Origin of the sequence: Moheibacter stercoris, assembly GCF_040545805.1 — a bacterium.
In the GTDB taxonomy this organism is placed as follows: domain Bacteria; phylum Bacteroidota; class Bacteroidia; order Flavobacteriales; family Weeksellaceae; genus Moheibacter; species Moheibacter stercoris.
On record NZ_JBEPMO010000012.1, the window covers coordinates 27,676 to 43,948 of the forward strand.

A 16,273-nucleotide genomic window follows, 5' to 3' on the forward strand; every position below is an offset into this window, starting at 1 on the left:
ATTTGACAGCGGATTTTTGACTGACGGAATTAACTCAAAACCTGTTTTCAGGAGTTTACGCAAAACTTTCGTAACTAATGTGGGATTTTTTTATGACCTAAATTTTAAATTGAAATGGAAACAATGACAATTATAGTTGGAATAGTGGGGCTTGCGATAGGAGCCTTGGTAAGTTATTTTTTAGCAAAAAAATCGGTAGATCAGCAAAATCAAATCTTAATTGATGACGCCAAAAGAAAAGCCGATGAAATCATCAATGATGCGCAAAAAGAAGGAGAAGCAATTAAAAAGGAAAAAATATTTCAAGCAAAAGAAAAATTCTTAGAATTGAAATCCGCGCATGAAGAATCCATCAACCAAAGAGAGAGAAAATTTGCAGAAGCAGAATTGAAAATAAAAGAAAGAGAAGATAAGTTGAAATTGGATATGTCTGAACTTCAACGTACAAGAGATCAGATCAAAAATGAAACAAGCAATCTACAATCTCGTCAAGACAAATTGAACTTGAAGCAAAAAGAAGTAGATGCCATGCACAAAAAGCAAGTTGAAGTTTTGGAGAAAGTTGCCAATTATACCGCAGAAGAAGCAAAAGCTGAATTGATGGAAACCTTGAAAGATGAAGCGAGAAGCAAAGCACAATCGCATATTCAAGAAATTATGGAAGATGCGGAATTGAATGCGAAAAATGAAGCAAGAAAAATCATCGTTCAATCCATTCAACGTATCGGAACCGAACAAGCAATTGAAAATGCCGTTTCTGTTTTCAACATTGAATCAGATGAGGTGAAAGGTAGAATTATCGGTCGTGAAGGACGAAATATTCGTGCCATTGAAGCAGCAACAGGAGTAGAAATCATTGTAGATGATACGCCAGAAGCGATTATCTTATCTTGTTTCGATCCAGTTCGTCGTGAAATTGCTCGTTTATCCTTACACCGTTTGGTGACCGACGGACGTATTCACCCAGCAAGAATCGAAGAGGTTGTCGCAAAAACAACCAAACAAATTGAAGATGAAATCTTGGAAGTTGGTAAGAAAACAATCTTGGATTTAGGAATTCATGGCTTGCACAAAGATTTGGTGCGCATCGTTGGACGTATGAAATATCGTTCATCCTATGGCCAAAATTTATTGCAACACTCTAGAGAAGTGGCGCATTTGGCAGGAACAATGGCTGCAGAGCTTGGTTTGAATGCAAAATTGGCCAAAAGAGCAGGGTTGTTACACGATATTGGAAAAGTGCCAGAGCAAGAATCAGAATTGCCTCACGCAATTTTGGGTATGCAATGGGCTGAAAAATATGGCGAACATCCAGATGTGGTCAATGCAATTGGAGCTCACCACGATGAAATTGAAATGACTTCCTTGTTATCTCCGATCATTCAGGTTTGTGATGCGATCAGTGGAGCAAGACCTGGAGCGCGTCGTCAAGTGGTAGAATCTTATATTCAACGTTTGAAAGATTTGGAAACAACAGCCTTGAGTTTTGATGGAGTAGAGAAAGCTTTCGCGATTCAAGCAGGACGTGAACTTCGTGTGATGGTGGAAAGTGATAAAGTAGATGATGCAAAAGCTTCAGAATTGTCATTCCTGATTACTGATAAAATTCAAAATGAATTAACCTATCCAGGGCAAGTTCGTGTGACTGTAATTCGTGAAACAAGAGCGGTGAACATTGCAAGGTAATTTGTTGATAAAATAAGAAAATAAATTTCTAAAATCCTGGAGCGAAATCTTCAGGATTTTTTCTTTTAAAGCTTTCGCTAAGGCTTTTCTGATGCGAATTTGAGGGATTTTTCATCGAAAAAAATGAAAATATTTCAATTGAATAACTGTCTGATAAATAATAAATTAACGCTTTGTTGATAACATTTTAATTTCTTTTCTTGCCAAGATGCCAAGACTTGAAAAGGTTATTCTATTTTTGAAATTACCAATAGGATAAGACACTAATCGAATAAGAGTTTGATAGCGAAACAATTCAATTTTTCTGTAATTGAATCATACACTCGACAGCTCAATTTTCAGGTCACTATTGGTGAAAATTTTAACAAATCAATACTAACAAAAAATTATTTTACTATGTCCATTTTTGATAGAAGAATAAATTATAAACCGTTTGAATATCCAGGGATTTTCCAATTTACGGATGCTATCAATAAATCATTTTGGGTGCATAGTGAAGTAGACTTCACCGCAGATACTCAAGATTTTCATTCGCACTTAACGCCAGAGGAAAGATTGGCAGTTAAAAACAGTTTGCTGGCAATTGCTCAAATTGAAGTTGCTGTGAAAACATTTTGGGGAGACATCTACCAACATTTTCCAAAACCAGAATTCAATGGACTTGGAAGCACGTTTGCTGAATGTGAATTTAGACATTCAGAAGCTTATTCTCGTTTGTTGGAAGTATTGGGATACAACGATGAATTTGAGAATTTGTTAGAAGTTCCAGTGATTAGAGAGCGAATTGATTATTTGTCATCCGCCTTAAAAGATGCTCGTTCTGACGATCGCAAGAAGTACGTGGTTTCGTTAATCTTGTTTTCTATTTTAATTGAAAACGTTTCTTTGTTCAGTCAATTTGCGATCATATTATCATTTACTCGTTTCAAAGGCTACATGAAAAATGTAAGCAATATCATTGCGTGGACCTCTGTTGATGAGCAAATTCATGCCAATGCTGGAATCTTTATCGTAAATACGATTCGTGAAGAATTTCCAGATTTCTTTGACGAACAAACAATAGCTTACATTCACGAAACCGTTGAAAATTCCATCGAAATCGAAGGAAAAATCTTGGATTGGATTTTCAGTGCCGGCGAAATCCCAACCGTTAACAAAGCAGATTTGTTGAACTTCATGAAGTTCAGAGTAGATGAAAGCATGCGCAAAATTGGATTGAAACCAATTTACAATACAACACAAGAACAATACAAACCCATGGCCTGGTTTGAAGAAGAAGTATTTGCCAATAGCAATGACGACTTTTTCGCCAAAAGACCTGTGGATTATACCAAACACGATAAACCGATCACAGCGAACGATTTATTCTAAAGAAAATTACACCTAAATTAAAATCAAGAGCACAAGAACTGTATGGAAACAAACAACGAACTCCCAATTCAGACATCACTCATTCCAGAGCAAATGGAAAAATTGTGGTGGAAAAACGAAGAAAGTGAACAAATTTTAAATCGTGGATACCTTTTAAAAGGCGAAACGGTAGAAGGCGCAATTGAACGTGTAGCAACAGCTGCAGCAAAACGTTTGTATAAACCTGAATTGATTGAACCTTTCAAAGAAATGATTGAACGCGGTTGGATGAGTTTGAGTTCTCCAATTTGGGCCAATATGGGTACCCAAAGAGGTTTGCCAATTTCTTGTTTCAATGTTTTCATTCCAGATAGTATTGAAGGAATTACCCATAAATTGGGAGAAGTTATCATGCAAACCAAAATCGGTGGAGGTACTTCTGGTTATTTTGGTACTTTACGCGAAAGAGGAAGTGCAGTAACTGACAATGGGAAAAGTAGTGGAGCTGTAAGTTTTATGAAGTTGTTTGATACGGCTATGGATACCATTTCTCAAGGGGGTGTTAGAAGAGGTGCTTTTGCTGCGTATTTAGATATCGACCATGCAGATATTGAAGAGTTCTTGAAAATTAAAAGTATTGGAAATCCAATCCAAAACCTATTTACAGGTGTTTGTGTGCCAGATTATTGGATGCAGGAAATGATTGATGGTGATACAGAGAAGCGTCAAATTTGGGCAAAAGTGTTGGAGTCAAGACAACAAAAAGGATTGCCTTATATTTTCTTCTCTGACAACGTAAACCGAAATAAACCACAAGTTTACAAAGATTTAAACATGAGAATTCATGGAAGTAATCTTTGTTCCGAAATTATGTTGCCTTCTAGCGAAGAAGAATCTTTCATCTGTTGTTTGTCTTCCATGAACTTGGAATTGTATGACGAATGGAAAGATACAGAAGCTGTGAAATTGGCGATTTTCTTCTTGGATGCAGTGTTACAAGAATTCATCGAAAAAACCGAAGGAAACCATTATTTGGTATCTGCCAATCGTTTCGCAAAACGTCATAGAGCCTTAGGATTGGGTGTTTTAGGATGGCATTCTTACTTACAGAAAAACATGATTCCATTTGAAGGATTGGAAGCAAAAATGTTGACCAATGAAATCTTCAAAAACATCAAAGATAGAGCAGACAAAGCTACGGCAGATTTGGCTAGAATTTATGGAGAACCAGAATTGTTAAAAGATTATGGAATCCGTAATACAACGACATTAGCGATTGCTCCAACCACTTCGTCTTCAGCTATTTTGGGTCAAACTTCGCCTGGGATTGAACCTTTTGCGTCCAACTATTACAAAGCGGGATTGTCCAAAGGAAATTTCATGCGTAAAAACAAATACTTAGCAAAATTATTGCAAGAGAAAGGCTTGGATAACGAAGAAACTTGGAGAAGCATCATGTTAAATGGAGGTAGCGTTCAGCAAGTGGAGGGATTGACCGATCACGAAAAAGCAGTTTTCAAAACTTTCCGTGAAATCAGTCAATTGGAAATTATCCAACAAGCGTCCATTCGTCAGAAATATGTCGATCAAGCACAAAGTTTGAATTTGAATATTCCTTCTGAATTGCCAATCAAAGAAGTTAACAAATTGATGATTGAAGCATGGCAATTAGGTGTTAAAACACTTTATTATCAACGTAGCCAAAGTGTTTCAAAAGAATTGGTAACCAATTTGGTGGCTTGTTCAAGTTGTGAATCATAACAATTTTTTTTATAAATTTGAATCCGTAAGAATCTTGATTTTTACGGATTTTTTTGTTTCCATATCCAATTGGAATGATATTTGAGTCATAGAATCACTTAAGATTTAGGGAGCTTAAGAAGAAATCAAATGAAAAAGCTTGGATTTATAGTGCTTTTAGGAGCAATTTTTTCATGCAATACTTTGAATAATGAAAGTATTGTGTATTCCAATGCAATGGGTTTTACCGAAAATACACCCTTGATCAATGATTTTGGAAAAACGGTTTTAGAACGTTTTGATGCTCCGTTAGGATACGACCGCGTAACCATTCGCCCCAATACGTTTTCTGAATATTTACGCACGTTACAATTGAAACCAGAAGGTTCTTTGGTGCGCTATTACAATGGTCAAATCAAAGCCAATAACAATATTTATGTATCGGTTGTTGATTTACCTTTATCCCAGAAAAACCTACAATTCTCAACAGATTCTGTGATTCGTTTGTTATCTGAATATTTATTTTCCCAAAACAAATTTGATAAAATTGCCTTTCATTCCGAAAGCAAAAAACTAGGTTTCAATGAATTTGCCGATGGAGATTTTTCCCGAAATAGTTTCAATGAATATTTGGATTTTGTGATGGAAAATGTTTCCACCCCAAGTTTTTGCAAGGATTTAAAATCTGTTCCCATTCAAGACATCAAAATTGGGGATGTTTTCGTTCAAAACAATTTGCCCAACGGTCATGCCGTTTTGGTCGTGGATATGGTAGAAAATAAAAAAGGCGAAAAACTTTTCTTATTGGCCCAGAGTTTTCAACCAGCGCAAGACATTCAAATTGTAGCCAATCCCAATCAACCCGAAATCAGTCCTTGGTATTCCGTAAAAGAAGGTGAATTGCTTACACCGGAGTGGCGATTTATGACCACTGACCTTATGAGGTTTAAATTTTTAGAGGAATAATTTCTTAGTCTTCCAAAATATATTCAGTAAATTTGATTCAAAATTATTTTCATGAAAAATATGATGATATGTTTTGGATTGTTGTTGAGTAATCTTGCTTGTGACAGTGCAAAAATCAATCAACAAACAGAACAAAAAGTGAATCAATTTGAAGTTTTATATGTAGAAGAATACGGTGGAAGCGGAATAGAAGAAACGCGTATTATCGATAATCAAGCTGATTTTTCCTTGTTTTGGGCAGAAGTAACTTCTCAACCGGCACTTAGTGCAAAGAAATTTGATTCAAACGAAAAAATGATTCTAGTCAAGAATTTTGAGAGTAGAAATTCTGGTGGAAATACCTACGAAATAAAATCTGTTACGCAAAAAGGAAATCAAATTCAAGTTACCTATTCTGTAACTTCCCCTACCGAATTTGGTACCATGGCTATAACATCACCTATGATGATTCTTTTGGTCGACAAAGTAGAAAAACCTACCATAGAATTCATCAAAGAATAAGAATTCATCAATTAACACACAACACACAAAATGCAAAAAGTTTATTTAGATAATGCTGCAACAACTCCCATGCATCCTGAGGTAATTGATGCGATGGCCGATTGTATGCGAAATGTTTATGGGAATCCTTCTTCAACCCATGTATTTGGACGCGAAGCAAAAGCTCAAATGGAATTGTCCCGAAAGAAAATCGCTGAAAAATTAGAAGTTAGCCCAACAGAAATTATCTTTACTTCTTGTGGGACAGAATCCAATAATTTCATCATTCGATCTTGCGTTGAGCATTTGGGTGTGCAAAGAATCATCACGTCTACACTCGAGCATAAGTGTGTAAAGGAGACCACAGCAGAAATGGAAAATGTTCGAAACATTGAGGTATTGCGTGTTGGTTTAGATGAATGGGGTTCTATTGATTACGAAGATTTGAAAACCAAATTGGAATCATCTGATAAGAAAACTTTGGTTACTTTGATGCATGCCAATAATGAAATTGGGAATTTATTGGATGTCAAAAGAGTACAAGCATTGTGTGAAGAAAACAATGCATTGTTTCATACAGATACCGTGCAAACTTTAGGTCATTATCCGCTCAATTTACATGAGCTGGGAATTGATTTTGCTTCTTGTAGTGCGCATAAATTGCATGGTCCCAAAGGAGCAGGTTTTGCCTATGTGAAAAAATCCATTCAATTTAAACCACAAATTACAGGTGGTGGACAAGAAAGAAACCTTCGTTCTGGAACCGAAAATGTATATGGAATTGTTGGAATGGCCAAAGCATTTGAAATGTCCATCAACGATTTAGAAGCCCATCGTGCTCATATTGAAGGATTGAAAAAATATACCATTGAACAATTGAAAGAAGCCATTCCAGGTGTTTCGTTCAATGGATTGTCAGCCGATTTGGAGAAAAGTTTATACACAGTTTTAAACATACGTTTGCCATTTTATAATTCTTTGATTGGATTTGAATTGGAACTAAAAGGAATTGCCGTTTCTCAAGGAAGCGCTTGTAGTTCTGGGGCTGCAAAAGTTTCTGCAGTTATTGAATCCATTTTAACACCCGAACAAATTGAAAATACTACACCAATCCGCGTATCCTTTAGTTGTTACAATACAAGAGAAGATATCGATCGTTTGGTTTCGGTATTAAAACAAATCAGCGAAAAACATTTAGTTTCGGCTTAATGAATTGGATTGATATTTCGATATTGGTTCTTTTAGGAATCGGAACTTTGTTTGGATTTCAAAAAGGATTCATCAAATCATTTGCTGGATTTGTTGGAATTGGATTAGCCATTTGGGCTGGACTAAATTTTTCTAGTTTTCTAGAAGAGATTGTGGACCAACAAGAAGCCATTCCCGATAATTTGGTGAATATCGTTGCTTTACTTGCCACCATCGGATTGGTCTATGTTGGAATTCGTATTGTATCCAAAATCATTCATTCCACTGTTCATACCATTGGATTGGGATTTTTCAATCGAATTGGAGGAGCAATTTTCGGATTGCTGTTGTATACCTTGGCAATTTGCGCTTTTCTATACTATATTTTACCTTTTTTGAATGCTTCGATTGAACCCAATACGCTTGAACAAAGTAAATTTCTTCCTTATTTGATGGAAATCGTTGAAGTCTTGAAAATTAGTTTCTTTAAAAATTGAAGAAATAGTATATTTGGAGCCTAATAAAATTTTACGAAATGAATTTTGAATTATCAGAAGAGCAGTTAATGATTCGTCAGGCTGCTAGAGATTTTGCACAAACTGAATTACTTCCAGGAGTCATAGAAAGAGATGAAAATCAAATTTTTCCTGCAGAACAAATCAAAAAAATGGGTGAACTTGGGTTCTTAGGAATGATGGTTGATCCAAAATATGGAGGAAGCGGATTGGACACAATTTCCTATGTGTTGGCTATGGAAGAAATTTCTAAAGTAGATGCATCTGCTTCTGTTGTTATGTCGGTAAATAACTCATTGGTGTGTTGGGGAATTGAAAAATTCGGTACCGAAGAACAAAAACAAAAATATTTAACCAAATTAACTACAGGAGAACAAATCGGAGCATTTTGTTTGTCTGAACCAGAAGCTGGGTCAGATGCGACTTCGCAAAGAACGACTGCTGTAGATATGGGAGATCATTATCTATTAAACGGAACCAAAAACTGGATCACCAATGGTGGAACGGCTTCTGTTTATTTGGTGATTGCTCAAACCAATCCGGAATTGGGACACAAAGGAATCAACTGTTTGATCGTTGAAAAAGGAATGGAAGGATTCCAAGTAGGACCAAAAGAAAATAAATTGGGAATTCGCGGATCTGATACTCATTCTTTGATGTTTACAGATGTGAAAGTTCCAAAAGAAAATAGAATCGGAGAAGATGGTTTCGGATTTAAATTTGCAATGCAAACTTTATCTGGTGGACGTATCGGGATTGCTTCTCAAGCTTTAGGTATCGCTTCTGGTGCTTATGAGTTGGCATTGAAATATTCACAAGAAAGAAAAGCATTTGGTAAACAAATTTTTGACCACCAAGCGATTGCATTCAAATTGGCCGATATGGCGACCAATATTGATGCGGCGAGACATTTGTGTATGCATGCTGCATGGTTGAAAGATCAGAAACAAAACTTTGACAAAGAAGGAGCAATGGCAAAGTTGTTTGCTTCTAAAACGGCGATGGATGTAACAGTTGAGGCTGTTCAAATTCACGGTGGATATGGTTTTGTGAAGGAATACCATGTAGAACGTTTGATGCGTGATGCAAAAATTACTCAGATTTATGAAGGAACTTCTGAAATTCAGAAAATTGTAATTTCTCGTTCTTTGATCAAATAAAAGAACCTTAAAATAGTTATTAAATAGGATGGAATTTTCCATCCTATTTATTTTTATCTAAATCTCTGGGATTGATTGCGAGATTATTATATGATTTTTCGTTTAATTCTTTCTAATGAATTTTTTAAGAAAATCATTTGATATAAGTAAAATTAAATGTAATTTCAGCCTGAAAATTGAACCAACCTTACTATGTTCCAAGAATTAATCCAGTATTATACTGACAAATCTGTCGATGTCAATCAGGAAACTATTGATTTGATGAACAAGAATCTATCCGAGAAAACCATAAAAAAAGGAACTTATCTTGTAAGCCCTGGTGAATTTTGTGAACACACCTTTTTTGTTTCCAAAGGATTGTTACGTGGTTATACGACCGATGCGCAAGGAAAGGAACATATTATGCAATTTGCACCAGAAAATTGGTTGATTTCTGATCGTTCTGGTACTTTTATGAAAGAGAAATCAGATCAATATGTAGAAGCTGTTGAAAATTCCAAAGTGATATTCATCAATGAAGATTTCTTGGTTCAGGCTTCTGAAAACAATTCCTCTTTCAGAAAATACAATTTGTATGCGTTGAACAATCACATTCGCCATTTGCAAAGACGTATCAATCTCTTGTTAAGCGCTCCGGCAGAAGTTCGGTATTTGGATTTTATCAAATTGTATCCCGACGTAACCTTACGCGTTCCGCAATGGATGATCGCTTCTTATTTGGGAATTACACCTGAATCTTTAAGTCGCGTACGAAAAGAATTGGCCAATAAAAACTTTAAGGTTTAGTTAAATTCTCCCTAAAATTTAGAATTTGCAGAAATTGAATTTTCTAATTCAGTTAGAATGGTTAATTTAATGGGATATTTCCCCAAATTAATACTATGAAACCTGAATTTGAAAATCTACCCTTGAAAGATAATGTAGAAAAAACGCAATTCGAACTGACAATTGACGGATTTACTGCTTTCATTGTGTATAAAAAGAAAGAGAATAAAATTTACCTGATTCATACAGAATCTCCGCCAGAATTAGAAGGAAGAGGTGCTGCAACTGCTTTGGTTGAAAAAACATTGGCGTATTTGGAATCTAATAATTTCACGTTGGTTCCTTTATGTCCTTTTGTTTTTGCTTATATCAAAAGGCATCCTGAATGGAAACGAATTGTTGATGAATCCTTCAATGGATTTGATAATTAAAATTATACCATGTCAAATATTGAGTTAATCATAGAAGAAAGAGCCGCCGACATTGGAAATTTCATGGTCGGACGCTTATTGCCCTTCAAAGAAAAAAGAACGATTGGGCCATTTGCCTTTATCGACCATATGGGGCCAGCCGCATTAAAAGATTACGAAAATTTAGATGTGCCGCCTCATCCGCATATTGGTCTTTCGACCTTAACCTATTTATTCGAAGGCTCTATCATGCATCGTGATAGCATTGGATCTGAAATTGAAATCCAACCAGGAGCTGTCAATTGGATGACGGCTGGGAAGGGCGTAACGCATTCAGAAAGAACTCCTGACTATTTGAGACAATCCGAAAAACATCTCCATGGACTTCAAATATGGATTGCGCTTCCCAAGGAATTAGAAGAAATCGATCCAAGTTTTACGCATGTGGAAGCAACCGATTTACCAAGTTGGGAAAAGGACGGAATGCATTTTAAGTTGATTGCGGGCGAAGCCTTAGGTCATACATCTCCAGTTCCTGTGCATAGTCCCATGTATTTTATTGAAATTAAATCAGAATTGGGTGGGAAAGTCAAAATTGGCGATCAATTGTATGGCGAATCTGCTTTGTATATTTTGGAAGGTGGAATCCATGATTCGGGACATGATTATGAACCCAAACATATTTTAATTGCCAAGGATACCAAATTATGCGAATTTGAAATGAAGCCCAATACAAAGGTGTATGTTTTTGGAGGAGAACCTTTTCCAGAAGAGCGATACATTTTTTGGAATTTCGTTTCGAGTCGTCCAGAAAGAATTCAACAAGCAAAAGAAGAATGGATCCATCATCAATTTCCGAAAGTAAAAAATGATGACGGATATGTGCCATTACCCGATTATTTGCATAATCTAAAACCAAGAAAATGAATGTAAAGTCAATAGCGATAACGAAAAAAGAAAATTACCGAACACAAATTCAAACCGATCCTCATCATTTTATTGTGGATGAACCTATTTCAGTTGGAGGAAAAGATTTTGGTCCGTCTCCAGGAGAATTGTTGGCCGCTTCCTTGGCATCTTGTAGTTCTATTACAGTGAAATTGTATGCAGACCGAAAAGGATGGGATTTACAAGAAGTTGAAGTAGAGGTGGATTTTGAACGCGATGCGAAATTCAATGTGACCAAATTCACTAAGAAATTAAAATTCACAGGCGATTTATCCCAAGAACAAATTGATAAATTGTATGAAATTGCGGGAAAATGTCCGATTCATAGAATGTTGGCCAATCCCATCGAAATTAGTTCAGAAGTTGTAAAATGAGAAAAGCTCCACCATGTAGAGCTCTTCCTTTGTATAACCTAACCTATTAACCTATGAGAACTTACTATACTCTCATTCTGAGTATTTAAATACAAGATTTATACCTTTTTATTCGAAAGTTTTCGATGTATAGACCAATGCCGAAAATCTATCGATGAATTGCTTAACTTTAACGAATTATTGACACAAACTTATTATATCGTATTATGAAAATTGAAAGAATCAACGATGCCAACAAAGGATTTTTTAGAGCTGTTGAAGATGATGTTCAAGCAGGTCTTATGACGTATTCTTGGACAGGAACCGATAAATTTATCATTGATCACACAGAAGTTAATCCAGATTTTAGTGGTCAAGGAGTAGGGAAGAAAATGGTGATGGATGCAGTTGATTTCGCTCGAGCCAATCATATCAAAATTATCCCACTTTGTCCATTTGCAAAATCAGTTTTTGACAAAGAAGCTGAAATTCGCGATGTGCTGAGTTAATAAGATAGAATTTAGAATTGTATTTAAAAAAAAGGTGATTACTAGATTGAAATCACCTTTTTGTTTTTATTCAAATCAATTCCTTATTTTTGAATGTATGAAAAATTCAGTCGTTCTCTTGTTGGTTGTTTTGATGTTCGAAAATCTATTGGCGCAAAAATACCAAGAAATACTACCGCCAAGTACCATCAAAACCGTTCAATTGTTCAATCCGCAAACCAATGATCAAACCCCTGTGATTAGATTAAATGGTGAATATTTGATTTTATCGTTTGATGATTTGGATCCAGGATTCAAAGAATACAATTACAAAATCGAACATTACAATGCCGATTGGACGCCTTCTGGAATTTTCCAATCCGAATTTTTAGATGGCTATAGTTCGAATTATATCCGAGATTACCAAAATTCCTTCAATACCTATCAGAATTACACCAATTATTCTGTTCAAATACCCAATCGCGATGCTCAAATTAAATTGGCAGGAAACTATGTAGTGAAAGTGTATACCAAAGATGAGAATCGACCTTTGTTTACCAAACGATTTGCACTTTACGAAGAACGTAAAGTAAATCTTGGAATGCAAGTGGAAAGAGCAATTGGAAGCGGATATCAAAACCAACGTTTGAGTGTTATTGTTTCAAGTCCGCAAGTGAATTTAACCGAAACACCCGATGGTGCGACTTTGTTTATCATGAAAAATGGAAATTGGAATGATCATTTGATCGTTTCGAGACCAAACTTTATCAAACCTTCCCAATTAACGTATAAAGATCAATCCATCATAATGGAAGGAAATAGTGAATATCTATGGTTTGATACCAAAAATCTTGATGCGCCTGCAATGACAACCGAACGTTCGTTTCGAAAAGACAGTATCTACCATGCGGTTTTAAGACCCGATTTTCAAAAGTGGAATTTGTCATATTTTGATGATCAAGATGTCAATGGTGCCTTCTACATCCGAAATGTGAACATTGCCAATCAGACTTTGTCTAATTCTGAAGCTGATTACACTTGGGTTCATTTTGCATTGGACGAATTTGATGACAAACAAGGAACAAAAGAGTTGTATGTGGTAGGAGCTTTTAACAATTGGCAAATCGCTCCAGAATATCAACTTCATAAAACAGAATCCAATTATTGGGAAGCTTCAATTCTTCTGAAACAAGGATATTACAATTATCAATATGCGGTTTTGGATACCAAAACCAATCAAGTTTCCATGTCGGAAATAAACGGAAGTTTTTGGCAAACCGAAAACACCTATCAAGGATTATTTTATTATCGACCTTGGGGAGTTCGATACGATGTTTTGATGGGATTCGGTGAAGTCAATACTCGATAAATCAGCTGAAACTCTAACCTTGATTTCGCCTAAGAAAGCGATAATTTTCGTACCTTTGCAAACGTTAATTCATTATAAAATAAAATCTTAAAATATGCCCAAAGGAATTTATCAAGTACCTTTCGTAGGGAATGAACCAGTTCTATCATATGCGCCAGGATCGGCCGAAAGAAAAGAATTGTTAGCGACCTATAAAAAGATGTACCAAGAAATTGTGGAGGTTCCTCAATACATTGGAAATAAAATTGTAAAGTCAGGAAACAAAGGCGAGATTCGTCCTCCTCATGACCATCAACATATTGTGGGATATTACCACAAAGGAACACAAGAAGATGTCAAAGAAGCAATCAATGAAGCTTTAAAAGCTCGTAAAGAATGGGCAGATTTGCCTTGGGAACAAAGAGCTTCTATTTTCTTGAAAGCAGCTGACTTGATTGCGGGTCCTTACCGTGCAAGGATCAATGCAGCGACCATGATTGGGCAATCCAAAAATGCTTTTCAAGCCGAAATCGATTCTGCTTGTGAGTTGATTGACTTTTTACGTTTCAACGTAGAATTCATGACCCAAATCTATGCCGATCAACCTATTTCTTCAGAAGGAATATGGAATCGTGTTGAATATAGACCATTAGAAGGATTCACATTTGCAATCACTCCATTTAACTTTACGGCTATTTCTGGAAATTTACCAGCTTGTATGGCTATGATGGGGAATGTTGTGGTGTGGAAACCATCTGACAAACAAGTTTATTCGGCTCAAGTAATTATGGAAGTCTTCAAAGAAGCAGGATTGCCAGACGGTGTTATCAATATGGTGTTAACAGGTGGTGCTGAAACAGCCAAAACTTGTATTGAACATCCAGATTTCGCAGGATTGCATTTCACAGGATCAACTTCTGTTTTCAAAGCTTTATGGAAACAAATTGGAGACAACATCAATACCCATAAAACTTACCCAAGAATTGTAGGTGAAACAGGAGGAAAGGATTTTGTTGTAGCACATGGCTCTTCAGATGCCAAAGAGGTAGCAACTGCATTGGTTCGTGGAGCGTTCGAATACCAAGGACAAAAATGTTCTGCCGCTTCAAGAGCGTATATTGCAAAATCAATTTGGCCAGCGGTGAAAGATGAAATGAAAAAAGCTTTGGATTCTATTTCCGTAGGTTCACCAGAGGATTTTTCAAACTTTGTGACGGCAGTTATCGATAAAAACTCTTTTGATAAATCCAAAGGATATATTGAAAGAGCTCAAGCAAGTTCAGAAGCTGAAGTTGTTTTAGGTGGAACTTGTGATGATTCCGTAGGGTATTTCGTTCATCCAACGGTTATCGAAACTACCAATCCAAAATACGAAAGTATGGTTGAAGAAATCTTCGGCCCAGTCTTAACGGTGTATGTATTTGAAGATGAAAAATGGGAAGAAACCTTAGAATTGGTTGATCAGACCTCTGATTACGCTTTGACAGGTGCCATCTTTGCAAAAGATCGTTATGTTTTGAACCAAGGAATGAAAGCTTTGGAAAATGCTGCAGGAAATTTCTACATCAATGACAAACCAACTGGTGCAGTTGTAGGGCAACAACCATTTGGTGGAGCGAGAGCTTCTGGAACCAATGACAAAGCAGGTTCAGCAATGAACTTGATGCGTTGGATTTCGGTAAGAACCATCAAAGAAACCTTTGTGACACCAAAAGATTATCGTTATCCTTTCTTAGGAAAAGAGTAAAGAAAATCCACTATAAAATCCATAAGCCATTCCCAAAAGAATGGCTTATTTTTGTACCAGAATCATCCAAATGAGCAACAAGCAAGCCATTCAAACATCTGTTTTTAGTATTGTAGGAAATGCACTTTTTGCAGTAATCAAATTTCTTGCAGGTATTTTTGGTAATTCTTATGCGTTGATTGCTGACGCTATTGAGTCTACTGCTGATGTGTTTGCTTCGATTTTAGTTTGGATTGGTTTGAAATATTCCACCAAACCAGCTGATGAAAATCATCCCTATGGACATGGACGATTTGAAGTAATTTCAACCTTTGCTGTCATCGGATTTTTGGTTATTTCTGCTACAGTAATTGCCGTTGAAAGTATCAAAAACATTCAAACGCCGCATGAAGGTCCAAAATCATTTACCCTTTGGGTTCTTTTGGGGATTATTTTGTTCAAAGAACTTTCCTTCCAATATGTGATTCGCCAAAGCAAAAAAACACATAGTTCGTCTTTAAAGGCCGATGCTTGGCACCATCGAAGTGATGCGATTACGTCTGTTATGGCGTTTATAGGAATATCGATTGCGATTTTCTTGGGCGAAGGATTTGAAGCGGCCGATGATGTTGCTGCTTTATTGGCTTCTGCTTTTATCATTTACAATGCCTATAAAATTTTCAAACCGATCATCAGTGAGATTTCAGACGAACAAGTTTATGATGATATGATTGAGGATATTCGAGCCATAGCACAGACGGTTCCAGGGGTTTTGGATACAGAAAAATGTCATGTTCGTAAAATGGGAATGACCTACTATGTCGACTTGCATATGATTGTGGACGGAAACATTTCTGTCATCCAAGGACATAAAATTGCCCATGATCTCAAAGACGAAATTCAACGTCAAGTTCCTCATATCGCAGATGTTTTGGTGCATACAGAGCCCGATCGCGTTTCTGTCGATAATCATCAAAGTCTAAATTCCTAACCTAACTTTTTGGGCGTGTCCGCAGCGGCGGACCGGGCTTTCCGCGACAATCTGTATTTGCGAGGTACGAAGCAATCTAAAAAAGGATTTCTGCTATAATCCCTCACGCAATTCCCTTATCCATTCAAAATTTCGTTCAAAATGAAAACGGATTATAAT

At 36.3% G+C, this 16,273-nt stretch carries 16 protein-coding genes; all 16 read left to right on the forward strand.

All coding sequences use genetic code 11. The features are described 5' to 3' along the window. Positions 1–123: 123 nt before the first annotated feature. Positions 124–1,686, forward strand: a complete 1,563-nt coding sequence (rny, locus tag ABID46_RS09860) for a ribonuclease Y (RefSeq protein ID WP_435529326.1) — start codon at positions 124–126, stop codon at positions 1,684–1,686. A gap of 396 nt (positions 1,687–2,082) precedes the next feature. After that, a complete protein-coding gene (locus ABID46_RS09865) occupies positions 2,083–3,057 on the forward strand; it encodes a ribonucleotide-diphosphate reductase subunit beta (RefSeq protein WP_354509594.1) in 975 nt (324 codons plus the stop codon). A 42-nt stretch (positions 3,058–3,099) separates the two neighbouring features. Further along, complete coding sequence (locus tag ABID46_RS09870; RefSeq protein ID WP_354509596.1) at positions 3,100–4,797, forward strand: ribonucleoside-diphosphate reductase subunit alpha; 1,698 nt, start codon at positions 3,100–3,102, stop codon at positions 4,795–4,797. Positions 4,798–4,926: 129 nt separating this feature from the next. Then, positions 4,927–5,742 carry a DUF4846 domain-containing protein gene (locus ABID46_RS09875; protein ID WP_354509598.1) on the forward strand — a complete coding sequence of 272 codons (816 nt, stop codon included), beginning with the start codon at positions 4,927–4,929 and terminating at the stop codon, positions 5,740–5,742. Between the two features lie 51 nt (positions 5,743–5,793). Further along, positions 5,794–6,243, forward strand: coding sequence for a protease complex subunit PrcB family protein (locus tag ABID46_RS09880; protein ID WP_354509600.1), 450 nt, complete (start codon positions 5,794–5,796; stop codon positions 6,241–6,243). Positions 6,244–6,273: 30 nt separating this feature from the next. Then, complete coding sequence (locus ABID46_RS09885; RefSeq protein WP_354509602.1) at positions 6,274–7,431, forward strand: cysteine desulfurase family protein; 1,158 nt, start codon at positions 6,274–6,276, stop codon at positions 7,429–7,431. Further along, complete coding sequence (locus ABID46_RS09890; RefSeq protein WP_354509604.1) at positions 7,431–7,907, forward strand: CvpA family protein; 477 nt, start codon at positions 7,431–7,433, stop codon at positions 7,905–7,907. Before ABID46_RS09885 ends, ABID46_RS09890 begins: the two co-directional genes overlap by 1 nt. A gap of 38 nt (positions 7,908–7,945) precedes the next feature. Beyond that, positions 7,946–9,085: an acyl-CoA dehydrogenase gene (locus ABID46_RS09895; protein ID WP_354509606.1), complete on the forward strand. Its 1,140-nt coding sequence runs from the start codon at positions 7,946–7,948 to the stop codon at positions 9,083–9,085. Positions 9,086–9,277: 192 nt separating this feature from the next. Further along, positions 9,278–9,871, forward strand: a complete 594-nt coding sequence (locus ABID46_RS09900) for a Crp/Fnr family transcriptional regulator (RefSeq protein WP_354509607.1) — start codon at positions 9,278–9,280, stop codon at positions 9,869–9,871. Between the two features lie 95 nt (positions 9,872–9,966). Continuing rightward, positions 9,967–10,281, forward strand: coding sequence for a GNAT family N-acetyltransferase (locus ABID46_RS09905; protein ID WP_354509609.1), 315 nt, complete (start codon positions 9,967–9,969; stop codon positions 10,279–10,281). Positions 10,282–10,290: 9 nt separating this feature from the next. Next, complete coding sequence (locus tag ABID46_RS09910; RefSeq protein ID WP_354509611.1) at positions 10,291–11,187, forward strand: pirin family protein; 897 nt, start codon at positions 10,291–10,293, stop codon at positions 11,185–11,187. Further along, the gene (locus ABID46_RS09915; protein WP_354509613.1) at positions 11,184–11,582 is read left to right on the forward strand and encodes an OsmC family protein; all 399 of its coding nucleotides are present in this window, start codon (positions 11,184–11,186) and stop codon (positions 11,580–11,582) included. The genes ABID46_RS09910 and ABID46_RS09915 overlap by 4 nt, the downstream gene beginning before the upstream one ends. A gap of 206 nt (positions 11,583–11,788) precedes the next feature. Next, complete coding sequence (locus tag ABID46_RS09920) at positions 11,789–12,070, forward strand: GNAT family N-acetyltransferase (protein WP_354509615.1); 282 nt, start codon at positions 11,789–11,791, stop codon at positions 12,068–12,070. Between the two features lie 97 nt (positions 12,071–12,167). Next, complete coding sequence (locus ABID46_RS09925) at positions 12,168–13,418, forward strand: type IX secretion system plug protein (RefSeq protein ID WP_354509617.1); 1,251 nt, start codon at positions 12,168–12,170, stop codon at positions 13,416–13,418. Positions 13,419–13,512: 94 nt separating this feature from the next. After that, entirely contained in the window at positions 13,513–15,144 is a 1,632-nt protein-coding gene (gene pruA, locus ABID46_RS09930) for an L-glutamate gamma-semialdehyde dehydrogenase (protein WP_354509619.1), read from the forward strand. 70 nt (positions 15,145–15,214) lie between these two features. Beyond that, a complete protein-coding gene (locus tag ABID46_RS09935; RefSeq protein ID WP_354509621.1) occupies positions 15,215–16,114 on the forward strand; it encodes a cation diffusion facilitator family transporter in 900 nt (299 codons plus the stop codon). The last annotated feature ends 159 nt before the right edge of the window (positions 16,115–16,273 follow it).